General features: G+C 65.5%; 13 protein-coding genes. 8 read left to right on the top strand and 5 right to left on the bottom strand.

Going from position 1 to position 24,590, the window contains the following annotated elements; translation table 11 throughout:
* Positions 1-170 precede the first annotated feature (170 nt).
* A complete protein-coding gene (locus tag HND55_12500) occupies positions 171-1,202 on the top strand; it encodes a hypothetical protein (GenBank protein QKK03407.1) in 1,032 nt (343 codons plus the stop codon).
* Between the two features lie 61 nt (positions 1,203-1,263).
* Here HND55_12500 and HND55_12495 read toward each other — a convergent pair whose 3' ends face one another.
* Complete coding sequence (locus HND55_12495; GenBank protein QKK03406.1) at positions 1,264-4,593, bottom strand: UvrD-helicase domain-containing protein; 3,330 nt, start codon at positions 4,591-4,593, stop codon at positions 1,264-1,266.
* The gene (locus HND55_12490; GenBank protein QKK03405.1) at positions 4,586-7,213 is read right to left on the bottom strand and encodes a hypothetical protein; all 2,628 of its coding nucleotides are present in this window, start codon (positions 7,211-7,213) and stop codon (positions 4,586-4,588) included. Before HND55_12490 ends, HND55_12495 begins: the two co-directional genes overlap by 8 nt.
* 345 nt (positions 7,214-7,558) lie before the next feature.
* Here HND55_12490 and HND55_12485 point away from each other — a divergent pair, with 345 nt between their 5' ends.
* A complete protein-coding gene (locus tag HND55_12485; protein ID QKK03404.1) occupies positions 7,559-9,715 on the top strand; it encodes a hypothetical protein in 2,157 nt (718 codons plus the stop codon).
* A 64-nt stretch (positions 9,716-9,779) separates the two neighbouring features.
* Here HND55_12485 and HND55_12480 read toward each other — a convergent pair whose 3' ends face one another.
* Entirely contained in the window at positions 9,780-11,198 is a 1,419-nt protein-coding gene (locus HND55_12480) for an aminotransferase class V-fold PLP-dependent enzyme (GenBank protein ID QKK03403.1), read from the bottom strand.
* 43 nt (positions 11,199-11,241) lie between these two features.
* Between HND55_12480 and HND55_12475 the strand changes: the two genes are divergently transcribed.
* From HND55_12475 to HND55_12465, 3 genes are all read left to right on the top strand, one after another.
* Positions 11,242-11,685: an MBL fold metallo-hydrolase gene (locus HND55_12475; protein ID QKK03402.1), complete on the top strand. Its 444-nt coding sequence runs from the start codon at positions 11,242-11,244 to the stop codon at positions 11,683-11,685.
* 56 nt (positions 11,686-11,741) lie between these two features.
* Positions 11,742-11,891 (top strand): hypothetical protein, encoded by a 150-nt coding sequence (locus HND55_12470; GenBank protein QKK03401.1) that lies wholly within the window; start codon positions 11,742-11,744, stop codon positions 11,889-11,891.
* A gap of 365 nt (positions 11,892-12,256) precedes the next feature.
* Positions 12,257-13,651, top strand: coding sequence for a VWA domain-containing protein (locus HND55_12465; GenBank protein ID QKK03400.1), 1,395 nt, complete (start codon positions 12,257-12,259; stop codon positions 13,649-13,651).
* Positions 13,652-13,740: 89 nt separating this feature from the next.
* On the opposite strand, the gene HND55_12460 is transcribed toward HND55_12465, so the two are convergent.
* Both HND55_12460 and HND55_12455 read right to left on the bottom strand, forming a co-directional pair.
* Positions 13,741-16,092: a serine/threonine protein kinase gene (locus HND55_12460; protein QKK03399.1), complete on the bottom strand. Its 2,352-nt coding sequence runs from the start codon at positions 16,090-16,092 to the stop codon at positions 13,741-13,743.
* A complete protein-coding gene (locus HND55_12455; GenBank protein QKK03398.1) occupies positions 16,089-16,703 on the bottom strand; it encodes a sigma-70 family RNA polymerase sigma factor in 615 nt (204 codons plus the stop codon). Before HND55_12455 ends, HND55_12460 begins: the two co-directional genes overlap by 4 nt.
* Before the next feature lie 284 nt (positions 16,704-16,987).
* Here HND55_12455 and HND55_12450 point away from each other — a divergent pair, with 284 nt between their 5' ends.
* The 3 genes from HND55_12450 (at position 16,988) to HND55_12440 (ending at position 24,581) form a co-directional block, all read left to right on the top strand.
* Positions 16,988-18,193: a hypothetical protein gene (locus tag HND55_12450; protein ID QKK03397.1), complete on the top strand. Its 1,206-nt coding sequence runs from the start codon at positions 16,988-16,990 to the stop codon at positions 18,191-18,193.
* Between the two features lie 1,191 nt (positions 18,194-19,384).
* Positions 19,385-24,100, top strand: coding sequence for a PASTA domain-containing protein (locus tag HND55_12445; protein QKK03396.1), 4,716 nt, complete (start codon positions 19,385-19,387; stop codon positions 24,098-24,100).
* Positions 24,054-24,581, top strand: coding sequence for a hypothetical protein (locus HND55_12440; GenBank protein ID QKK03395.1), 528 nt, complete (start codon positions 24,054-24,056; stop codon positions 24,579-24,581). Before HND55_12445 ends, HND55_12440 begins: the two co-directional genes overlap by 47 nt.
* The last annotated feature ends 9 nt before the right edge of the window (positions 24,582-24,590 follow it).

Genomic DNA, 24,590 nt, shown 5'->3' with positions numbered 1-24,590 from the left:
ATGACCGCCCGCGGCGCAGCGGTCACCTCTGGCGAGAACCGGCATGCTGGCCGATTGCGTCCGGGGCCACTGGGGCACGGTGTCGGGAGAATCTTGGTAACATGTCAGAAAGGTACGTGCCGAGGCGCACGGATCGCCGCAAGGGGCCGGATTCAAATGCGGGAAGACCCATGACAATGAAAGCAATCTGCACGACTTCAGCACAACTCGTCACACTCACCCTGCTGATGGCGGTGGCAACGGCCTCGGCCGGGCAGCCGACAGCCAGGGACGATCGGCTGGCTCTGGCTGCACAGCTGGTCGAACTGCAGCGTCTTGAGGCGTTTTATGAAGCCGAGTGGGAGTTCCAGATGGAGTTGATGGAAGGCGAAATGCAGGACCAGCCGGAGGTCGATTGGGGCATTCCCGAGGGGTACATGGAGGTGCTGCGTGAGCAGCAGGTCGACGGACAGGTCAGTGACTGGATCGAAGCCTGGGCACAGGCCCTGGACGCCGAGCAGCTCAGACAGCGCATCGTGTTCCTGCAGCAACCGGACGCCCAGGCCTGGGTTGCCGACCGGCTCGAAGCTTATCCGTTCTTTCTCGAGGCGATGGCCACGCGCGCCGAGGCGGTCATGGAAGTGCTGGTGGAAGATGCCGCGGGAGCGGTCGCTGACGAGGGCAAAACCCCGATGGCGCTGGCCGATCTGCCGCCAGTCGTTGACACCGGGCTCGATGAAGTACTGTCATTTGTCCCTGGTGCCCGGGTCGAGGCAAGCCTCGACAGCGAATACGGGGAGCGGGTTCGCGTGCCGGCAAAACATGCGGCCATTGTCGAGGTGTTTGCCGATCTGGAAGTCCAGCTGGTGCCTGACGGCCAGGAGAACGCACGCGTGTCCCGGGTGACCGGCGAGCGTGGGTTTGCCGGCACGCGTGCCTGTCAGGAGGCGCTGGCCGGGCTTGAAACGGCCCTGGTCAAGCATTTCCCTGACTCCGAAACGACCGATTGCGGCACGGTTCGCTACCTGGCTGCCGGTGGCGATATCCGGATGAATCTGTCTTGCCGCGACCAGAAGGCGCTCGGCGGCAGCCGTCTGCGGTTGTCGGTGACCCACCAACCGACCCAGGACGCCATGCACCAGCGTTTCATGACCCAGGTCGAGCGCACCAGCGCAGACGCGGGAGCGGCTGAGACTGATCCGGCCCAATCGGCTGAGGACTGAGGTTCCCTGGGCGCGGCTTCACGGTCTGACAGCACGGCTCGCCCGGCGCGCTCGGGCCGTATCAGCCTTCGCCGACCAGTCGCAGTTCGCCGTGCCGCGGCAGGTAGATTGCGGTTCTGATGTCGCTCTCGCCCATCTGCTCGAACAGGCGCCTGTAAGTTTCCAGCTGCGCGCTGTAGCGTCCGGCTTCCTCGCTGAGGAAGTCCTCCAGGTCGCTGCCCTCGTGGTAGCCGGACTTGTAGTCGATGATCCAGCGTGTGCCCTCGGCGTCGATGAAGGTGCGGTCGATGACGGCGTTGACCAGCTGGCCGTCGATCACGCCTGAAAGCGGCAGTTCACAGGCCGCCTGGCGATGGTGCGCGCTGAGAATCCAGCGGCCGGTTTCGCTGTTAAGCGTCCGCTCGAAGGCCTCGCGGATGGGGCCGACGGTGGTTTCGAGATCGCGACTGCCGGTGCCCATTGCCCTGAGCAAGCCGGGGATCCGATTGCGCAAAGAGGCATGGTGCTGCTCGTCGAGATTCTCGACGCCGATTTGGCCGACGCGTTCGAGCAGGCGATGGAGCACCGTGCCCATACGCCGCACCTGGATGCCGGCCCAGTTGAACTCGACTTCGACTTCGCGCTCGCGCGGCGGCAGGGCTGGGCGCCAGGCCAGGCGATCGCCGATCGGCGGCTGCCAGTCGCTGCGGATTCGGCGCAGAAACTGGTCCGGCAGCTGGCCGGCATTCGAATCGCTGTCGGCCGGTTCCGGTGAACGTTCAAGCGCGCTCAGGAAATCCTGGCTGCAGGTCGGCCACAGATCGGCGAGCAGGCTGCCCGAGCCCGGCTTGATTTCATCGCGCGTGGAATCGAGCGTGGCCGAAAGCACCAGCCGTTCGCGCGCCCGTGTTGCGGCGACGTATAGCAGGCGCTGGTGCTCGTAGGCTTCGCGCTGCTTTTGTTCATCGCGGATCAGTTTGATCAGGTTGGTGTTGTCGTCCTGGTCGGACGCTCTCAGCGGCGCGATCAGCACGCGCTCCTCGCCGGACTCCGGGGTAAAGGGCAGCCAGTAGAGCAGCCCGCGGTTGCTGCCGCCGGTGCCGCGGTCGAGACCGGGCAGGACCACCAGGTCCCATTCCAGGCCCTTGGCGCCGTGCATGGTCAGAATCTCGAGCCGGATATCGTCCCGCCGCGGATCGCCTTCGGTGTACTGCTCGTCGAGCAGTTCCATGAAGGCGTTCCAGTCGGCCAGCAGGCCTTGTTCTTCGGCCGCCGACAGGGTGTCGAGATAGGCGGCGGCATCGCGCTGCTCTGACGCCGGCCGTTTTGTTGCCTGCGGCCCGCCCAGCCGCGTCCAGGCGCCCTCCACCAGATCGCGCATGGAGCGCTTGCGCCACTGGCCGCTGGCGCGCTCGAGCGCTTCGAATACCCGTTTGGCGCGGCGCTGACCGTCTCCGGACAGGCGCTTGAGGGCGTCGGCGTCGTCGGTGGAACGGCCGTCCCCGGCGAGGGCGTGCAGGTCGGCAAGCGTGAGTCCGCACACCGGCGAGCGCAGCACGGACAACACGGCCGCGGTGTCGGCCGGATTGGCGATGGCGCGCGTGATGGCCAGCAGGTCCTGCACCACCGGCCGGGTCAGCAGGGGGTCGAGCTTGACGGCTCGGTAGGGTATCGCGTGGCGCTCCAGGGCCGGCAGGATGTCGGCTAAATGCGAGCGTGCCCGCACGATGATGGCCGCCGAAAAGTCCGGGTCGTCGCGGCGGTCTTCGAGCGCTGCGGCGACGGTTTGGGCCACGGCCTCGGCTTCGCCGGCCCGGTTGGGTTGGGCGAGAACGTCGACCCGGCCGCCGGTATCGCGGCCCGCTTCTGAAGGGGCGTAGCTCACCGCGCCGGCCGAAATGTCCTCGGCTTCGGGAAAGATCGGGCCGAGCGATGTGTTGACCCAGTCGACGATCTCGGCGCGCGAGCGGAAGTTTCGCGTCAGACGGCAGGACTCGACGGTCTGAGCCGCGATGCCGCGCTCGCGCGTGCGCATGAACAGCCCGACTTCGGCCTCACGGAAGCGATAGATTGACTGCATGGGATCGCCGACCAGAAACAGGCTGCGCTCCTCGCCGGCCTGCCAGCCGCCGACGAGCTTTTCCAGCAGGTGGTACTGGCCCCAGTTGGTGTCCTGGTATTCGTCGACGAGGATGTGTTTGATTCTTCGGTCCAGGTAGAGCGCCAGGTCGGTATAGCCCGTCTCCTCGTCGCCCAGGCCGCGCAGGGCGGCCGCGCCGATACCCGCGAAGTCGCTCTGGCCGGTCTCGGCGAACACCAGCTCGAGTTCAGCGGCGGTGGCTTCGAGCACCCGGACCAGCGCGGCAAGTACGTCCCACTCGGTGTCCCCGTAGCGCGGCTCGGGCAGGGACCGGGCGCGGTCGATCCAGCCGGCGAGCCCGTCGTCGTTGCGCAGTGCATCGAGCATGGCCACGATACGATCCTTGTGCTCGCTTTTGGCCGGGAATCCCTGTTTCTTGTTGGGCGCGGCGCGCCAGCCGCCATTTTTAGTCAGCAGGGTAAAGCCCAGAGCGCGCCAGCCCGGCAGGTCATCCGCATCAGCGCCGGGCAGGTCGGTCAGGTCATTGCAGTCATCGAGGGGCGAGGCCACGCCCTCGGCCTGCAGGCTGGCGGCGGCATCGCGCAGGCACTTGAGCAGTGATTCGGGGACGATTTGAGCCGCAAGCAGCCCGTTCTCGAGAGCACCACGAGCCGACTGGAGCTGATCGGCTACCACTTCGTGCAGCGTCCGCTCGAAGACCTCACGTTCGGGCCGGCCGCTCATGCCCAGTGCGCGCAGCCACTGCTCACGCTTGCCGAGCAGTTCGACCAGCAGATCCTCGATATCTTGGCTGCGGTTGTCGCGCCAAAGCAGCAGGTGCCTGACGTCCTCGGCCAGCTCGTCGCGGCCTTCGGCGCGCACCAGCAGGCGGCGTGCGGCCTTGCGATACAGCACCCGGGCGTTTTCGGCCGGCGCGGGCACGGGGCCGAGCTGGCTGGCCACCGGCATGGTCCGGGCCAGGTAGTGGTTGAAGCTGTCGATAGTGCGAATGAGCAAACGCTGCGGATTATCCAGCAGGTCCCACTCGGCCACCTTGTCGGCTACGGCCCGCGCCTTGGTCAGCGCCGCTTCCTCGTGGGCCCCGCCGGCCTCGTAATCGGGTTCGAGAAACTGCAGGATGCGCTCGCGCATCTCCGCGGCGGCCTTGCGCGTGAAGGTGATTGCCAGTATCTCTTCTGGCGCCTCGACGACGCCGAGCAGGCCGAGGTAGCGCTCGACCAGCAGGGTCGTTTTGCCCGAACCGGCCGGGGCCTGAACGATCACCGAGCGCTCCGGTTCGACGGCCAGCTGGCGCGCTCTCGAGTCACTCATCGTCGGCCTCCGGCAGGCTGACCCGCTCGTTGATGCGGCAAAGGGCGTGGAGATGGCAGTATTTGCAGACCTGGTTGTCGCGCGGATGGACTTCGGCCCGACCGGTTCGGAACCCGGCAGCCAGGGCCTCGAGCCGTTCGCGCCAGTCGTCGACCAGCGACGACCAGGATTCGACGTCCCGGAATTTCGACCGGCCCCCGATCTCGCCGACGACGTGCAGGCCCGGAATGCCGGTGTCGGTCCCCGCCAGGCCGTCAAAGCCCATGCTGTCGGGCCGCAGGCGGGCGAAGGCGATGGCAACCGGGTGCGGCTGAAGGCCAGTGGCGTAGGCGGGTAACTGCACGTCGGCCAGACGCGCCTGCGGTGCCCACTTGCCGTGCCGGGCATCGCCGGTCTTGTAGTCGAGCACGATGGTACCGCCGTCCTGGATCTGATCGATGCGGTCAATCTTGCCGTTCAGGCGGAGGTGGTCGAAGATCAGCTCGATATTCGCCTCCCGCGCCGCGACCGAAAATGCCCCACGCCTGATTTCGATGGCCAACCAGCGGCGCAGGGAACGGTCCAGGCACTCGGCTTCCAGGGCCCGGCCCGCTTCACTGAGCACCAGTGGACTGCGCCGTTCCAGCCTTGCCAGGGCCGTGTCGCGGGCGGCGGCGATGCGCCCATCGAGTTCCGTCTCGTCAAGGGCGTCAAGCGCGGCGAGGCCGTCGAGATCGCTCCAGAAGTGCTCCAGGGCCCAGTGCACCAGACTGCCGCGGTCGCGCGCGTCAAGGCCTGGGCGCGGCGGCGTCAGGTCGCGCGCATTCAGTCGCGTTTCGGCGAACGCCTTGAACGGGCAGTCGGACTGGCGCTGCAGCACCGAGATACCGCCACGGACCTTGCCGCCCGGGTGCTCCGGAGCCATGACGTCCTCGATGGGTGCTTCCATCTGCGCCGGCTCGATCGATCGGACTTCAGCGGTCTCTTCCACACAAGTGCCGGACAGCAGCGGAGTGAGATGGCGCCTTTCGTCGTCGTTGCCGCGGCTGAAGCTGCCGGAGACTGCCGGTGCGGCCCGCATCAGGCCGGCCAGCTCAGCGCGCGCCCGTTTGAGCGCGCCTTCGGCGGTTGCGGCGGGCACAGCATCCTGGAGGATGGCCGGTATAAAGGGGTCGCGCCTCGTCGGCCCCGGCCAGGCCTGGTGATCCAGTCCCGTCACCCGGACTGCGTCGAAGCGCGAGCCCAGCGCTTCCTCCACACCCAGGATTTCAACAGGCGCACCCGGATTGCGCTCGCGAAACGTTGCGGCGCTGGCGCGCTCGCTGAGCTGGCGCAAGGCTTCGATACGTGCGAGCGGCCGCTCAACGACCAGGTCGAGTGTGCTGAAGTCCTCGAGCAGGTCGTGGAAGCGCTGCAGGACCTGGTATTCGCGGCTGTCGAGTCCGCGTCCACGGCCGAATCCGAGCGCTTCGAGTTCCTTCTGGAAGCGCGCCACCCACTCGGACGGCAAGCTCCTGTCGTGGTGTTTTCGGCGCAGCAGTTCCCACTCGGCAAGGTGAGCCGAAAGCCGCTTCGCGCCGCTTTCGCCAGCCTGCCAAGTTAGTTGGCCGACGCGCAGCCAGTAGGGTTGGTAGCGGATGGTGGCGGCCAGTGCGCCGGCACGGGAGCGAGACTCGACTTCCCAACCGCCCAGGAACGGGCATCGAATCACTTCGGCAACCTGCGGCTGGCTGATGCGGTGCGGGTCGAGCTTGAGCAATGACAAGGCGTCAGCCACCAGCGGCCAGCGCGCCAGGGGCGGTCCAAGCGACACGTGCCACGGTTCGTCGCGGTCGGCATCCAGCGCGAAGCTGCCGGGGGCGAAGGCCCGGCGGAAAACCCGCTCGACCGTAGCGAGTTGCTCGCGCAGTCCCGGCACGACAACGGCAATGCGCTGGTCGGGACCTGCTTCCAGCCGGCCACGAGCCCAGGCTGCTGCGGCCAGCAGTTCGTCCGCCTCCTCGGTGTGGGCGGTCACTTTCTCGGGCAGTTGCGCCTTTCCGGGCGGCGGGTCGCGGTGGATGTGCGTGCCGGCTGCTTCGGCCGCGTCCAGTATGGCGCGCTGCAGCGGCGTCAGCGGCAATTCGAAGCCTGACAGCCGGATGGCCGCCGGCAGCGCAATGTCGCCGGCCTCGATCAGGGCAGGCAATTGGCTGGCGAAGCGCCATTCGTCGATCAGGCCCTTTTGATCGCACATCTCCACAAACCGGCGGGTCCACGCGCGGAAATGCCGGCTGTCTTCGCTGAGCATCAGATTAGGCCAGTCGGCGGGCGCGTCGATGCAGTATTCGTGAATGAGCCGCCAGCTTGCAGCGGCCATCTCGGCTACCCTGGGTTCACCGATGAACACGTCGCGATCGATGACCGACTGCCACAGCATCAGCGCGTGGTCGGCCGTGATTGGCACCCGCTCTTCCTCGCCGGCCAGGAACGCGTCGTTGCGCAGCTGCGCCAGCCAGGCCGGAAAGGCCAGCACCGGCGGCCGCAGCCAGGCGCTGGCGCCATCGGCGATCCGCACACGCGCCAGGCGCAGGTTTTCGGACCGGGCCAGGCGGGTGGTGGGCGTCAGGATCGTGGAATTGGAAGCCGGCTCGCCACTCATGACCCGGCATTATGCCTAATTGATTCTCAAAACCCGAGAACCGCAGCAGCAGGATAGGACAGGGTTATGAACGGGTCAGCTTTTCGATTCGAGCGCGACTGGCCGCAGGCGCGTACGCTGCGTCTTCGCCTCGATGACCGGCCTTGAGGTAACGTCTGCTCGCTATCCGCTCTCCATCGTGAAAACCGATGGAGTCAGCGCAGTGATCCATGGCGCGTTGAACAGGGGATGGGTTTGACGGCGCTTACGTTGGACGGAATAACCGCGGCTGGAAAAACGTCAGACATTACAGTGTGTGTACGATTGTCCCACCAGCCAAACCGTGGCAAGGCCATGAAACGATTGATGACTCAACATTTTCTCGCGCTCATGTTGGCCCTGTCGATGGCGGGACCCGCGTTCGGCCAGGTCGGGTGGTCGCAGGACTTCAACCGGCCGGGCCTGAATGGCCGGGTGTTCGCGCTGGGCGTCCACGACGGCGAGCTGATTGCCGGCGGGCTCGAGTTCGAGGCGCGCGGGAGTGCGCTTTCGCACGTGGCGCGTTACGACGGCCAGGATTGGCGCCCGCTGTCAGGCCCATCGGGCGAAGGGGTCAGCGGACTGGTCCGGGCCATGGCAAGCTACCAGGGCGAACTTGTGGTTGCCGGTCGTTTCAGCGCCGCCGGGGGGGTTCCGGCCAGCAGCGTGGCGACCTGGAACGGCACCTCGTGGCGCGCGCTGGGCGATGGGCTGGAGCTGAGCTGGGCGGCCGAGGCCACGGTGTTCGCACTTGAGGTTTTCGACGGCGAACTGTATGCCGGCGGGCTGCTGGATACCGCCGACGGCCAGCCGGTTGCCGGAATCGCGCGCTGGGACGGCACGTCCTGGCGGCCGGTCGGCGACGGCGTACACGGCGGATTTGAACCGAAGGTGCTGTCGCTGGAAGTCGATCCTGTCGCCGGAGTGTTGTACGTGGGCGGCGAGTTCGAGAATGCTGGCGGGGCGTCCTCGGTTGCCAACCTTGCGGCCTGGGACGGTACCAACTGGACTTCCGTCGGGACTGGCATCCCGGGTCCGGCGGGAACGGGCGTCCACGCGCTGAAGCTGTTCGAAGATGCGTTGTGTGCCGGCGGCAACTTCCACCTGTCCGATCCGCCGACGGCCCGTCGGGTGGCCTGTTTTGATGGTCTGGCCTGGCAGGGACTGGGCCAGGGTATTCCGGACTGGGACATCTCGGCGGATGTGTCCTCGCTGGAAGTTTTCGCCGGCAGCCTGTATGTCGGCGGCGACTTCATCGAGGTTGACGGACAGGGCGGGGTGCCCAGCCGAGCGGTGGCGCGCTGGGACGGGACCAACTGGCACAGCGTTGGCGGAGTTGACGGCAGCGACCTGTCGACCACGGCCATCGCGATGACCGTGCATGACGGTCGGCTGGTCGTGGGTGGCGAGTTCAAGTGGGCTGGTGCGGCGCTGCCGCTGGATTACGGTACGGCCACGGTCAGCTGGAACATTGCCGCCTACGATGGCGGGCAGTGGCAGGCACTTGGAACCGGGCTGGGCCTGTTGTCCGGGCCGACGAAATTGATCGAGACACCCTATGGGCTGATCGGGATGGGCGCGTTTTTTACCGCCGGCGATCAACTGGTCGGGCGCATCGCGCGCCTGGGGTCCGGCGGCTGGGAGCAGTTCGCGACCTTCGACAATGCCGTGTGGGACGCCACGATGTGGAACGGCGACCTGGTCGTGACCGGCGACTTCACCGCGGTCGATGGCCAGCCGGTCACGGCCATCGCGCGTTATGATGGCGCCGATTGGCATGCCATCGGAAACGGCAGCGGAGGGGATGCCGTGGCGGTCTTCGACGATCAGCTCTATGCCGGCGGGCTGGGCGGCGTGCGCCGATGGAACGGTAGCACCTGGGAGAGTTTCGGTCCCCAGTTGTTCGGCCAGATCAACACGATGCGTGTCCACGCCGGGCGCCTGTTCATGGGTGGCGACTTCGGGGACGGAAACGGCATTTATAGCGATGTCGCGGCCTGGGACGGTGCCGATATGGACGACCTGGCCGGAGGGATGAACGGCGGGGTTTCAGTGCTCTATAGCCGCGGCGACGAGCTGCTGGCCGGCGGCTATTTCTCCGAGGCCGGCGGGCAGCCGGCCGAACGGCTGGCGGTCTGGGACGGGAACGTCTGGAGGCAGTACCGCGACGGCGTGGCCGGAATGTCGGTGGAAGCCCTGATTGACTATCAGGGCATGCTCTACGTCGGTGGCAATTTCACGACCTTCTGGGGCCATCCGGCCAGCTTCCTGCTGCGCGACAATGCCGGCACCTGGGAAGGGCTGGGCACGCTCGACGGATTCCCGCGCGATTTCCTGATCGACTCTACTACCGGCCAACTGTGGATGGCCGGGGTGTTCGACGCCATCGATGGAATTCCCAGCCACGGGTTGACGCGTATGACTGACAGTACGACCGACCCGATCTTCCACGCTGGCTTCGAGGCTCTTGTGTCCGGCCGTTAGTGAGTATTCACCCGATGCGCAAGTGGACATGCCGGGTTGGCAAGCACGCTTGATCCATGAGTTTCTAGCAACGCTGCGCCTGCGTGGCGTCAACAGCCCCGAGCAACTGATCGGCCTCTGCGATCGTATTCGGCCAGTGCGGCGAGAAGCGCAGCCAGCCGTCGGGGCTGGCGCAGCTGATGCCGTGCTCGGACAGGGCTCTAGCCCACGCCGGTGCCTCCCCTGGGTTGGCCGGACGCACGCTGAGGATGCCAGAGCGCCCCGACGGATCGGTCATGCGCGAGCTCTCTAAGCCGCGCTCGATCAGACCGGGCTCGACGCTATCGTGCCAGGCCTGGACATGGTCGAAGATTGCCGGAACGCCGAGCTCGCTGATCAATGCCAGGCTGGCTTCCAGCCCGGCCGCGGCCAGGGTGTTGGGCGTACCGGCTTCGGCCATGCGCGCGCCTTTGTGAAAGGGGCGGTCGTAGCGCAGGTGACCGGGGCCCTTACTGAGGAACGCAAACGCGTCCTGGTGACTGAGCCATCCGGCGACCGCCGGCTGCAGGCGTTCGGCCGCGTCCGGCCGCGCGTAAAGGGCGGCCAGTCCTTCCGGCGCCATCAGCCACTTGTGACTGCCGGCGGTCAGGTAGTGGATACCCATCTTTTCGACATCCAGCGGCACGATGCCCATGGCCTGGATGGCATCGACGAACAGCTCGCTGCCGTGGCGGCGGCAGAGCTCGCCCATGCGCGCCAGCGGCATTCGCTGACCCGTGGTGAACTGCACCGCGCTGACGGCAACCAGGCGCACGCCGGTGCGGAGATGATCCTCCAGCGCCTCGAGCGCGGTGCCGCGATCGACGCGGAAGGCCTCGGAATCCATCCACACCAGCTCCAGCCCGTGGCGCCGCGCGGCCTGCTGCCACGGAGTGATGTTGGTGGGAAACTCACGGTTGAAAATCAGCACCCGATCGCCGCGCTGCCAGGGCAGGCTCAGCGCAACCGCCAGCACTCCGGCCGAGGTGTTGGGCACCAGCGCCACGTTGGTGGCGTTGGCGCCGATCAACCCGGCAAGCTTCCCGCGCAAACGCTCGCGCCGTGCGGTTTCTTCGCCGTACCAGGCCATGCCCCGGCACGCATAACCGTCCAGGGTGGCCTGCACGGCCTGGCGAACCGGGAGGCTCGGCGGCGACAGGGAGGCGTGGTTGGCGTAGACCGTCGGCTGGAGTTCGGGAAACAGTTCGCGACTGCCGAGTTCGGCACGGTATGCATGATCGGGTGTTGCGGTCACTGGTGGTGCCTCTCCGGTGCAGTGTGTGGGTTGGTCTTGATACCGGTCTGTGCCTGAACCGCCCCTGGACGCATTCCTTGCCGGATGAGTTGGCTCAGGCCTGCGGTGCTGTCGCCCGGTCCGATCAGGGTGCCACCGTTGACGCGAAGCCGCCTCGAGCGGACCGGCCAAAAGGGACGTGGCAATGCCCGCTGCCGCAGGAGGTGCCATACTTCAGACAGAGTTCTTACCACGGACTCAAGCTGCGATGAAAATGATGATGATAACCGGCCCACTGGCTGCGGCGTTCTGGCTGTTTGGCACTGGTGCAGTCATGGCCCAGAATCTGGACGACGTCGAGAACGGTGTCGAGTCGCTGACCGAATCGGTCCACATGCTGACCGGGGCCGGCGGCAACATCGGCCCGGTCGCGGGCGATGATGTCGCCTTTCTGATCGACGGTCAGTTCGCGCCGCTGACCGACAGGATCCTCGAGGCGGTGCGTTCGGTGACCGACCAGCCGGTCAGGTTCGTCCTCAACACCCATTTCCACGGTGATCATGCCGGGGGCAATGAGAACATGGCAGAAGCCGGTGGACTGATCGTCGCTCACGACAACGTGCGTGAACGACTCTCGACCGAGCAGGTCAGCGAGTTCTTCGGTCGCACCACGCCGGCGGTGCGGATACGCGGATCATTCCCGGTCACGGCCCGATGATTGGCCGCGCACAGTTGATGGAGTATCGCGACAGGCTTGCGACAGTGTAGCGGCGATTGATTGCACGCGTCGAGGCTGGGGAAAGCCTGGAGACCCTTCCGGCCGCCGGCATTACCGCCGAGCACGACGAACAATGGGGGCGGGGCTTCATATCGCCGGAGCGCTGGGTCGCGCTGCTTTATCGTGACGTGCAACGCCAGGATTAGCGATCTGGTCGCTGCCCCCGTCAGACGGCCAGGAAGCAAACGGGAAAATCCCTGAATGTCGCGGTCGATCCGTGAAACTGCTCCAAGAGCCATCTCAGGGGTGGCTCAAACCCGGTGAGCGGCAAGGCAAGTCAAATCAAATGCTTCGAAGGTGGTCGCCGCAGGTTGCTCGGCCAGCATGCGGTCGGCGACGAGCGGGGCGAGTAGCCGATAGGCCGTGGCCGCCAGGTTGGACTCGAGCTAGGGTCTGGACCCGCATTGGAAGCACTCACGCAGCCCTCGGCCTGCCCGAATTCGTTTGGGCGCCGGCGTGCTAAGCTTTTGGTGGATACACAAATAGAGTCTTGATGTTCAGGGGAGTGGTCATGAATCGTTTTTCCGTGGCGCTGTTGCTGCTGCCGTTGTGTGCGTTCGTGCAGGCCCAGGACGCTGCCGAACCTTCACCGATCGTTTTCATCTACGATTCCAGCGGTTCGATGTGGGGTCAGATCGACGGCAAGGCCAAGGTCGAGATCGCCCGCGAAGTCATGGCCAATACACTCGGTAATCTGGCCGATGGGCAGCGCGTGGGCCTGGTTGCCTACGGCCATCGCAGCGAGGGTGACTGCCAGGACGTTGAAACCCTGCTGAGCGATGCCGAGCCGTCGGCGATACCGCCGGCGCTGACCGCCATTCGCCCGCTTGGCAAGACCCCGCTGGCCTGGTCGGCCACGCAGGTCATCGAGCGGCTCAAGCAGAACCGGGAAAAGGCAACGGTCATCCTGCTGACCGACGGCATCGAGTCGTGCGGAGGCAATCTGTGCGAGGTGGTGGGCGAGGCCAGGGACAATGGCATCGAGTTCATCCTGCATATCGTCGGCTTTGGCTTGCAGGCCGACGAGACCGAGGCGTTGCGTTGCGCGGCGCAAGCCGGCGGCGGGCGCTATTTCGATGCCGACAATGCCGAACAGCTTTCGGCCGGCCTGGACGAAGCCACGGCCCAGACGGTGGATCTGGTGGCCAACGTCAGCGTGAAGGTGAGCAAGAACGGTCAGCCGCTCGATGCCGCAATCAAGGTCTTCTTGCCCGGCGAAAGCAAGCCCGTCGAGCATGCACGCAGCTATCACGACGGCGCCTCGTTTTTTCTGCCGGCCGGCACATACGACCTGGAAATCCATGCTCTGGAGAATACCGACTTGAGACCGATCTGGCTGCGCGGCATCGAGATCAGCGAGGACGAAATCAGCGAACACGAGGTGCGCTTCGATGCCGGAACGGTCCGCGTCAACGTGCTCAATAACGACCAGGGCTGGGATTCGTTGGTCAAGCTGCTCGATGGCGATGAGGTGGTCGCCCAGACCCGCACCTACGGTCGTCCGTCGGACATGCAGGTGCCCCCGGGGCGCTATGCCATGCACATCAAGGCTTTGACGGTGGAAGGCACGACAACCACTTTCGATCGCAGCGGCATCGAAGTCCGGGCCGCCGAAATCAGTGAAGTGGTCCATGCCTTTGCCTCGGGCATCGCGATGATCGGGGTCAGCATGGGCGATGAGTTGGTAGACGCGGTGGTCACCATCCGCGACCAAGACAGCGGCCAGCGGGTCGCCGGCTCGCGCACCTACACCAGCGCCGGCTCCAATCCGCGCCAGTTTGTTCTCACCCCGGGAACCTATACCGTCGAGTACTCGACCCTGGGCAAGCACAAGGGCCACAGCGATTCGTTTGAGATCTCGGTGCTGCCCGACGAGACCTCCGAGCGCCTGATCGAACTGCAATAGCCCTAGCACGCATTATTCATTAATTCACTCGCGCCCACGCAGAGTGGTTCAGAGGCTCCCTAACGCGCTGATCGATCGGCCGAGCCGCTTCAGTCCTCGGCCAGGCTCTCCAGCAGTTGGTCAATGGCCGTGATCCAGGCCGGATCGACCGATGTGGCCCCTGCGTAGATGGTTCGCGCCTGGCCGGCATGGGCGCGGGCTTCGGCGTGCCGACCGGCTTGTTTGAGCACGATCGCCAGGGCCTCGTGCGCCTTGCCGATGCGGGGGTGACCCGCTTCGTATCCGTTTTCGGCGACCTCCAGTGCCAGGCGGGCGTTGGCTTCGGCCAGTTCCAGGTCGCCGTTGAGGGTTTGCAGCCGGGCCAGGTTGAATAGCGCGGTGGCCGTTTGCGGATGAGACGCTCCCAGCGTTTCGCGGCGGATGGCGACCGAGCGCTGCATGGCCGTCAGCGCGTCGTCGAGTCGATCCATCCGGTAGTAGAGTAGCGCCAGGTTGTTGAGCACGATGGCGTAACTCGGATGGTTTTCGCCAGTGGCCCGGCGCTGCAGCGCCATGGTGTGTTCGAAGGCGTCCAGTGCCGCTTCGTTCTGCTCGAGACCTTCCCGCGCGGTCGCCAGGGTCGACCAGATCGCCGCCCGGGTCTCGATGCCGGTCTCTTTGACCGTTTCGGCCAGCGTTCTTGCCTGTTCGGCCAGGGCTTCGCTTTGCTCGTAGTCGCCGGCGTCGATCAGCATGGCCGCCCAGTTGGCCAGCACGTTGACCCGCAAGACCTCGGCGCGGTTGCCATCGACGCCCTCGAGCAGTTCCAGCGCCCGTTCAAAATGCGCGGTGCCGGTCTCGAAGTCGCTGCCCCACCAGGCCACGATGGCCAGGCCGTCGTGGGCCTCGGCGCGCTCGACCGGGCCGCCGTGGGCGCGGCGCAGGGCCAGGGCTTGCTGCAGTTGTTCGCGGGCCGTGTCGATCTCGCCGAGATTCTGCAGCGCGTAACCGATCGCGTAGCGCATATCCGCCTCGAGTGCCGGCTGGCCGGCAAATCGTTCATCGATGCTCTCGATCGCCAGCTTCAGCGCGCCGGCCAGGGTTGGCGTCTCGGCGTTCTCGAACGGATCGGCGCGCTGGATCATCTCGGTCAGGAACTCGGTCGCCGACGCGGCTCGCCGGGCCTCGAGCCGGGCCAGTTCGCGCTGTCGCTCGACCGCGGCCAGTGCGGCGAGCAGCAACACGAAGGCCGCCGCCGTGACCGACACCCCGGCGCGGTGGTGCGAGATGAAGCGTCCGGTGCGGTACAGACGCGAGGCGCCCCGCGCGTGCACGGCCTTGCCCGACAGAAAGCGTTCGATGTCCTCGGCCAGCGCGTCGGCTGACGGGTAACGCTGCGCGGGTTCCAAGCGCAGCGCCGTCATGATGATGCGGTCGACATCGCCGCGCAGCCGGCGCTTGAGGGTCCGGGCCGGCGGCAGGCCGGCCGGTGGTGGCGATTTGCGCCGGGCCACCAGGGTGCTGGGATCCTGCGGCACGGTGGTGCAGACCGTGCGCTCCATCTGGCCGGGCGAAAGCCCGGCGATCTGATAGGGCCTGGAGCCGGTCACCAGTTCGTAGAGCAGTACGCCGAGCGAGTAGACGTCGGACACCGGGCCGATCAGTTCGCCGCGCAGTTGCTCGGGGCTGGCGTACTCGGGGGTCAGCATCTGTGCGCCGGCGCGGGTCTGCGGCAGGTCGATGTGGTCGAACGCAGCGTGTTCCAGGATCTTGGCGATGCCGAAGTCGATCAGGTGCGGCTGTCCGGCTTCGTCGACCAGAATGTTGCCGGCCTTGATGTCGCGGTGCACGACGCCGCGGCAGTGCGCCAGGTCGAGCGCCTCGCACACCGACTGGATCAGCTGCAGGCGACCGGGGAGGTCGATGCCGTGGCGGTCGCAGTAGCGGGTGATCGGCTCGCCGCGCACGTATTCCATGACGACGTAGGCGGTGCCGTCGTCGGTTTCGCCGCCGTCGATGACCCGCGCGATGCCGGGGTGGTCGAGTGCCGCGAGAATTCGTCGCTCGGCGTCGAATCGTGCCGCGGCGTGGCGGTCGAGGTGGGCGGCGTCGTAGAGCTTGACCGCCACCTGCTGTTCGTAGGCGCCGTCGGCGCGGTGGGCCCGGTAGACCCGGCTCATTCCGCCAATGGCGATTTCCTCGTCGAGTCGCCAGGGACCGAGCCGCTCTCCCACACGCTCCGGGCCCGGCAGCGCCGGGCCGTCTTCGAGAAAGCCGCCGCTGTCGCGGTCTGCGGACAGTAGCGCGAGAACGCGCTCGCGTACTTCGGGCCGGTCCGGGCATCGAGCCGCCAGCCATTCGAGGCGACTCGATTCCGGCTGCTCGAGGCAGTCGGGCAGGAGCCTGAGGGCAGCCGCGTCCGGATCGTCCGGCAGGTCGCGCCCGTGCCCCGAATCGCTCACGCGCCGCCCCCGGGCTCCGAGTGCTTGCCCAGTTCGAGGAACAGCCAGGAACGGGCGGCACGCCAGTAGCGATGGACGGTCGCCGGCGAGATATCCATGACGGCAGCGATCTCATCGCTTGTCAGGCCGCCGAAATACTTGAGCTCCACGATTCGGGCCTGTTTCTCATCAAGCTGCTCAAGACGGGTGAGCGCCTGGTCGAGCGCCATCAGATCGACGGACTGGTCGGCTTCGCCCATGGCCTGCAGCAGCAGTGTCGGCGACTCCGGTGCCTGGCGCTTGGCTGCCTGCCGGCGCCGGCCGCCGTCGATGATGATCTGGCGCATGGCGCGCGCAGCCACGGCAATGAAGTGGGTCCGATCCTGCCAGGAAACGGCTTCGCCCTGCACGATCTTCAGGTAGGCCTCGTGAACGAGAGCGGTGGGTTGGAGGGTATGGCCGGCACGCTCGCCGGAAAGGCGTACTTGCGCCACCTGGCGAAGCTGCGCGTACAGCCGTTTCATCAACTCGTCGCCGGCCGACCGGTCGCCCTGCGACCAGCGTTGCAGCACCTGCGTGATCTCACCGGGTCTTTCGGCCACGTTTTCCAGGCCGTCGGCCTGCCCCTTCATTTTTCGTAGTCGTCGAGCCAGTCTAGCTTCGTGGCTGGTCCGCGACAAGCGTTGTCGCGGACCTGTTGGTCCTGATGGCCGTGACAGAAAAGGCCCGGCCATTGCGCTTTTGATGGTAGGTAAGCTGGACTTGAGTCTGCCGCCATCATTGAGCAGGGATCAAGTCATGGCGCGCGACCTAAGCAACTTCGAGGGCTGAACAGCCCCAGCAAGCCGGAGCCGCAGAGGCGGTTCTTTGTAAAGATGCGAACCATCCGACAAAACGGCACAGAGAGGTCGAATGTATGCCCGCAAACCGGTGGGTTCTCGTCACGTCAGCTATAGTCACAATGCTGCTCTCGTCAGCGAATGCCGGTGAGGGCTGCCGCTGGGATGACGTATTCAGCGACAACGCGCCCGACAACGTTGTGCGGGCGATGGCAGTTCACGACGACGGCCGCGGGCCGGCGCTTTACGCGGGCGGCGGATTCAGCCAGGTGGGCGGTCAGGCGATGTCCCGCATCGCCCGCTGGGACGGCACGGCATGGGAAACACTCGGCGACGGCGTCAATGCCGATGTGGAAGCCCTGGCCGTGTGGGACGATGGCACCGGTCCGGCACTGTATGTCGGCGGCCGCTTTACCGAGGCCGGTGGCGAGCCGGCCAATCGCATCGCGCGCTGGGATGGCAGCACATGGACGGCGCTCGACAGTGGTCTCGACGGCGACGTCCTGGCACTGGCGGCCTATGATGATGGCACCCGCTCCAGGCTGTACGTGGGCGGTCGATTCACCGTGGCAGACGGCCAGCCGGCAACATTTCTGGCCGCGTGGGACGGAACCGGCTGGTCCCCGGTCGGCGGCGGAACCAACGGCTTCGTGTTCGCGCTGCAAGCGGCGGACAACGGCTTTGATCCCGTCACCGAAGATACCGATCACCGCTTATGGGTCGGCGGGCTGTTCCAGCAGGCGGGCGAGACAGCAGTCAGCAATATCGCCGAGTGGGACGGTGACCGCGATCGCTGGTTCGGGCTTTCCACCGGGACTGACGACATCGTCCGCGCTATTACCCAGCGCACCGAGGGCGACGACGAGGTGCAGTACATCGGCGGCGATTTCAACCAGGCCAATGTGATCGCGTTCCACATCGCGAAATATGCCCTGACTCAATTCATCGAGCCCGGTGACGGCACCCTGGGTGATGTCAATGCGCTGAGTGTCTTCGATGATGGCACCGGCCCGGGCGTCTACGCGGCCGGCGAATTCCAGAGCGCCTCGGGGACCAGCGCCAACCGGATTGCTCGCTGGGATGGTACCGCGTGGTCGGCACTGGATGCCGGCCTGTCGGGGGATGTACTCGCCTTGGCCCCGTTCGGCAGCGGCAGCGAGCGGTCGCTTTACGCCGGCGGCTGGTTTCTGTTCGCGAACGGCCAGCCCTCGCCCCGGATCGCCCGTTGGCTGTGCGCCGACCCATTGATCTTTTCAGACTCGTTCGAGGCCCCGCAGGACTGAGCCAAGTTGCCCGCTTTCAGCCTGTTGGTCCGGGCTGCTGCGACTCTCAAAGCAAGGATTCTCGCCAACCGATTGACAGTAACGGCGCAGCTTTTTCGCTTCTGTGAGTGAATGTATCTCCACGCGGAGGAACGATGATGTGCTTTCGTTTTTCTTCTATCGCGCACGTTGGTGCAATGGCCGTGCTGGCAGCGACCTGGCTCCTGTTCGACGGGTCAGCGGCCATGGCGCAGATCGAACGCGTCAGCACCGCGCTGGACGGCACGGAGGCCAACCACAACAGCTACGAGGCCGCGGTCTCGGATGACGGGAGCGTCATTGCCTTTCGATCGAGTGCCGACAATCTCATTGCCGGTGACGACAACGATTTGCCCGATGTCTTCGTTCGGGACTACGGCCTTGGCACGCTCGAATGGGCCAATCTCGACCTCGACGGGACGCCGACCAACACGGCGCTCTACCGAAACGCCTTCTTCCCCTCGGTGTCCGATGACGGCTCCCGCGTCAGCTTCAGCATCTATCCGGGCGTGACCCATCTGAGCATCCGCGATCGGATCGCGGACGCGACGACGGAAATCCTGATGGGCGGTTCCGGCCGCGAGCGCGAGGAGCCGCAGATTTCGGGCAATGGACGGTTTCTGGTCTTCCATAGCCAGGTCGACTTCCAGGGCGTGGAGCCGGCCACGGTCAGACCGCTTGACGACAACGACAATGCCGCCTTCGACGTTTTCCTCTATGACATCGATGGCGCCGGGACCATCGCACTCGAACGAATCAATCGCCCGGACTTCAGTTCAGACCCTTCCTGCATCGGCGCCGTGCCGCCGGATTGCCCCGAGGGGAACGGAGACTCAATGTCTGCGAGCGTATCGGACGATGGCGCTCGAATCGCCTTCTATTCCTACGCCACCGACTTGGTCCCCGATGACAGCAACGGCCTGGAAGATGTGTTCGTCAAATTCCGATTCGACGGCCAGGGCATGCCCGTCGGCATTGCCGGCCCGCTGATTCGCGCCAGCGTCGCCAGCGACGGCACCCAGGCCGACGGGGACAGCTACGATCCCGTACTGTCCGGAGACGGTGAGTTCGTGGTCTTTCGTTCCCTGGCGAGCAATCTGGTGCTCGGCGACACCAACGGGGTCTGGGACATCTTCGTCCACGAAATCGCGACCGGCCTCACCCAGCGCGTCAGTGTGGCGTCTGACGGTACCGAGGCCGATCGCGGCAGCTTCTCGGCACAGATATCCGACGACGGCCGATTCGTGGTCTTTCGCTCCAATGCGTCCAATCTCGTGGCTGACGACAGTAACGAGCGCTTCGATATTTTCGTTCACGATCGCGATACGAATCAGACCGCACGCGTCAGTATCCCGGCCGGTGGTGGGGAAGCCGACAACCACAGCTACCTGCCCGCCATCACCGGCGACGGCCAGTGGATCGTGTTCGAGTCCGACGCTGCGAATCTCGTCAGTGGTGACAACAATCGCGCCCGCGATATCTTCCGCGCAGCCAATCCACTTGCCACTGCGCTGGGCAATGCTACGGAGGGCCGCTGATATGCGCACTTTCCGATTTATTCTTACAACGCTTGCCGTGGGCGTGTTGTTCGCGGCCCAGAGCGCTTCGGCGCAGATCGAGCGGCGCTGTGTGCTGAAGGTCGATCGCTTCGAGGACCCGACGAATCTGCCGCAGTTTCATCCTGTTTTTGACCAGGTGCTGACCGCCGACGGCTTGCTGCAATTCGATATCGACACGAGTTCTCCGATCGACCAGGCCGGGCTGAATTTCCGCTTGGTCCAGGCCCCGCCCGGCATGACCATCGACACGGCCACGGGTGTGGTGAGCTGGCAGCCCGACGAGCTGCAGGTCGGCGTGATCTCGGCCACCGTGCTGGTTACCGACACCGACCAGCGGCGCAATCGCCACACCTTCTGCGTTGAGGTCATCGATGACTCGGCCGGTCCCCTGATCGACGACATCGCCGATGCGAGCATCCTGATTGATGAACCCTTCAGCGTCGATGTCGACGCCACGGACCCCAATCCCGAAGATCTGCTGACCTACAGCCTCGACCAGGCGCCGCCGGGCATGACGATCGACGGCCTCAGCGGACTCATCGTATGGACCCCCTCGATCGCTGATATCGGCGTCAACAACGTGGTGGTGCGGGCCACGGACGACAGCGGCCAGCTCGACACGGAGACCTTCGCCCTGAATGTGCTGCTGGCCAACGCATCGCCGGTCATCGATCCGATCGACGATCGCGGTGCTCGACCGGGTATCAACGTGGCCATCCAGGTCACGGCGAACGACCCCGATGACGTGGTCCTGACCTATCGATTGCTCGTTCGTCCGGCCGGGATGCAGATCGATTCCGACAACGGGCTGATCGCCTGGGTGCCCGTCGGCCAGCAGCTCGGAAACCACGCGGTCACCGTCGAGGTTAGCGACCCACAAGGCTTCAGCGATCAGACCAGCTTCGAGATCTTGGTGGACTTCAATCGCCCGCCCATAGCGGTCGATGACGGCGCCTATCGGGTCGAACGTGGCGAGACGCTCAATGTTCCCGCACCCGGTGTGCTGGGCAATGACGTCGATCCGAACGACGACGCACTGGCCGCCCAGCTCGTCACCGGGCCGACGCAGGGTTTGCTGACGCTGAACGCCGACGGCTCCTTCGACTACACGCCGAATGTACCAACGGGAACGATCGGCTTCGTCGCCGCACTGGAGTTCATGACCCCCAACAACGGGGGGACGCTTGCGCCGCCGCTGGTCGCAGACGTGAACGACGACGGTCGTACGGACGTGGTCACCCAGGTCAGCAACGGGGTTGCCGGCAGGAACATCTTCGTGATCAGCAGCCCGGACACGGGCGAACTCATCGCGACCAGCCCCCCGCTCGATCGCGGTGTGGTTAACTATTCCGGCAAGGCCGTGGCGGACATCGACCTGGACGGCTATGTCGAGATCATCTCGATCGGCGGCGAAGGCTCGGATCTTCCCCCGGACATGAACAAGATCTTCGCCTTCGAACACGATGGCACCTTCAAGTGGGAAAGCGAGCAACTGGCGGAACGGTACTTCGTCGAAGGCATTCGCGCGGTCCACGGCGACGGGAGAATCAACGGGGCGCAACCGACCATTGCCGACCTCGACCAGGATGGCACGCCGGAGATCATCGTCGGTCATGGCGTCGATGCCGACGGCACGAGCCAGGACGGCGTCGCGGTGACCGTCTTCGACAACCAGGGCATGAAGCTGTTCACCAGCTATGCCCGCGGCATCCGTCGCGGCGGCGACTTCATGCGCGCCGAAGTGGTCGACCTGGATCTCGATGGAGACCCCGAAATTCTTGTTGGCTCGGCCGCGTTCTCTCATGACGGCGCATTGCTCTGGAAACTGAACGACATCGATAACTTCCAGCGTCGGGCCACACCCACCGCGGCCAACCTGGACAGTGATCCCTACCCGGAATTGGTCATGGCCGGCACAAGCACTTCTGAGACGGTCGCCTCGAACCACGACGGAACGCGGCTCTGGACAGCGCCTACGGTCTTCAACTTCCAGACCTTCGAAGCCGAGCTGGTCGTCGCCGACGTCGACGACGACGGTCTGGTCGAGGTGCTGGTCGTCGGCAACAACGGGTTTTCACCCGCGAAGCTGGAAGTCCTCAATGGTCATGACGGCTCCCTGAAGTGGGAGTATCCCAGCGATGGTAGTGGATTGAGTCTGGGGACGGTTTTGCCGACCGTGTTCGATCTGGACGGCAATGGCGAAACGGAAATCCTGCTGTTCGGTTTCCAGCCAAGGTTATTGTGGGTGCTGGAAGGCGAGACCGGCCAGCTGATCCAGGCGTTCGATCTCGGCCTCGGCAACCCGCCGGCCGGGGAAACCCCTTTCTTCGCCGATGTCGACAACGATGGCGCCTCCGAATTGTTGATGAACGGCACAAACCGCTTCGGACCGAGCTCGGCCTACTGGGTCTTCGAATCCCCCGGTGACAACTGGGCGCCGACGCGTCCGATCTGGAACCAGTGGAACTACCACGTCACCAACGTCAATCCCGATGGCACCATTGCTCGCTTCGAACAAGCGCACTGGCTGCTGAACGGCCTGAACCAGAATCGCCTCAATGGCAGGCTCCCGGAAGAACGCGTCGAGGAGAGCGACTTCTTCGAGTACGCCGCCTTCGACGGCGAGCTGACCTCCAACGTGGCTCGCGTCGACATCGATGTGTTGCCGCCGAACGCGCCGCCGCGCATTCTGTCGACACCCTTGAGGTTGGCCTCTCCCGGCTTCGATTACGTTTATCCGGTGCTGGCCGTCGATGCCGATCCAGGCGAAGTGCTGACCCTGTCCATTGCCGAAGGGCCGAGCGGCATGTCCATCGATGCGCTGAACCAAGTGATCTGGACGCCCGGCAGCGGCGACCTCGGTCCCCATGTGGTGGTTGTGGATGTGGTCGACTCGATCGGCTCTCGTGCCAGCCAGAACTATGTGCTGGAGGTGGTACCGCCGGTGACCGTTCCGAACGTGGCGGGCCTCACGGAAGCGCAGGCCGTGACCGACCTGCACGATGTCACGCTGGAGGCCAGCCCGATCCAGCCCGTCTTCAGCGACACGATCCCGGCGGGTGCTGTGGCGGCACAGCTGCCTGCAGCGGGCAGTACCGCGGCGGCGGGCAGCCGGGTTCGAATCGACGTTTCCCAAGGTCCGGTGCCGATCAACGTACCGCGCGTTCTGGGGCTGACTGAGGCGAATGCGCTGGACAGTCTCGCTCAGGCCGGATTGAATGCGGGCATGGTGGTCTGGGTCAACGATCCCCTGATTCCGCGCGGCGTGGTCGCGGCACAGGACCCGCCACCGAACGCACCGGTGCCGCCGGGCAGCGCCATCGACCTGACCCTGTCCGGTGGACCGCGCGCGAGTCTGGTCGTGGATCCTCCCGTGATTACCGCCGGCGACACCGCCACGGTTTCCGTGGAAGTACGCGATATCGACGGCACACCGCTGGATCCGCAACCGGCGGTCAGCCTGTCGCTGGTGATCGATCCGGAAACCAACTTCGGCACGCCGCCGTCGCTCGCAGGCTCGTCGATCCTGACCGCGCCCGATACGCAGGGCGGCTTCGAACTGGTGGCCAGTTACAGCGTCCGTGGCGGTGAGTCGATCAGCACGCCGGTGGCTGCACTGGCACCGGTCAGCGAGGGTCCCAGCGGTGATCTGTATTCGAATTTCGCTCGGCAGCTCGACGAGTTCGGGGACCTGGTCACGGCACTGCAGGCCGCCGTACTGGCGAACGACCTGCCGACGATCGTTCTCATCGATCAGGCCCTGGCCGATTTGGAAGCCGCCATCGACCTGCGCCGCCTGCGCACCATGACCGTGATCGCCCCGGAAGGCGGCGTGCCGCCCACGCCAGCCCAGGCCATCGACGGCGGCCTGCCCGTGTCGGCCGAGGACGGCGCCTATGGCGAGGCGAGCCTGGATCTGTTGGGCGCTGCTCGAAACGCTGGATCAAGTCATGCGCGAAGGTACCGCCCCGGACCTGGTCATCAACCAGCTCAATCAGGATCTGATGCAGACCGCAGCCGCCCTGGACGCGCTCGATCCCTCCGTGCCGGGCGTGCTGGGGGCTTCCGGCGCGATCATCGCGATCACCGGCACCTTCACGCCACGACTGCTGGTGGCCGATATCCGGGCACTTCGCCAGGAACTGGCCGATGCGGGACTGACGGGCGAGAACGCCATCGGCGCGCCGCGCTTTACCCTGCTCGGCCTGATGAGTGCCACGCGAATCCGCAACAACATCATCAAGGATTTCTACGTCCCCTACATCGTGGACGTGGCCACCTCCATGGGCTCGATTATCGCCGCCGACTTGTTACAGAACTGGGTGAATGATTCATCGGTGGTCGGCATCATCACGGGTTCCAGCCTGGCCATCCACGTCTTTGAAATCCCCAATTCGGTGATCGAGGGCTTTGGCTTCGATCCGACACTCAGCCCCAACAATTCGGTGACCATGATCGGCCCCAGTCTGCTCGATGCGGCGCAAAATGCGGCATCGGGCCTGTCCTCAGCGTCCGACCTCAAGCAAGCCAACACGGCCATGGACTTTGTCCAGGGCGTCCTCGATGATGCCGACGCGCTGGAGCAGGCCTGGAACGACGCCAACTCGATTCCCCGGGGTGTGGCCACGGGCTGCATCCTCGACCTGACGCCCGGCTGCGGCCAGTTGCGATTCCCGGACGGCTTCACGAGCGTGTACGAATCCGATGGTGGGCTGAGCCTCCCGGCCTCCGTGCTGATCATCACCCGCAACCTCAAATCGGGTGGGTCGGCGGTGATTACCGCCAACTTCGTGCCGACGCAGGCGGAATAAGGATATCGG

The sequence above is a fragment of the Pseudomonadota bacterium genome, assembly GCA_013285445.1.
Lineage (GTDB): Bacteria > Pseudomonadota > Gammaproteobacteria > Xanthomonadales > Wenzhouxiangellaceae > Wenzhouxiangella.
This window is presented reverse-complemented; position numbering and strand designations above follow the sequence as displayed.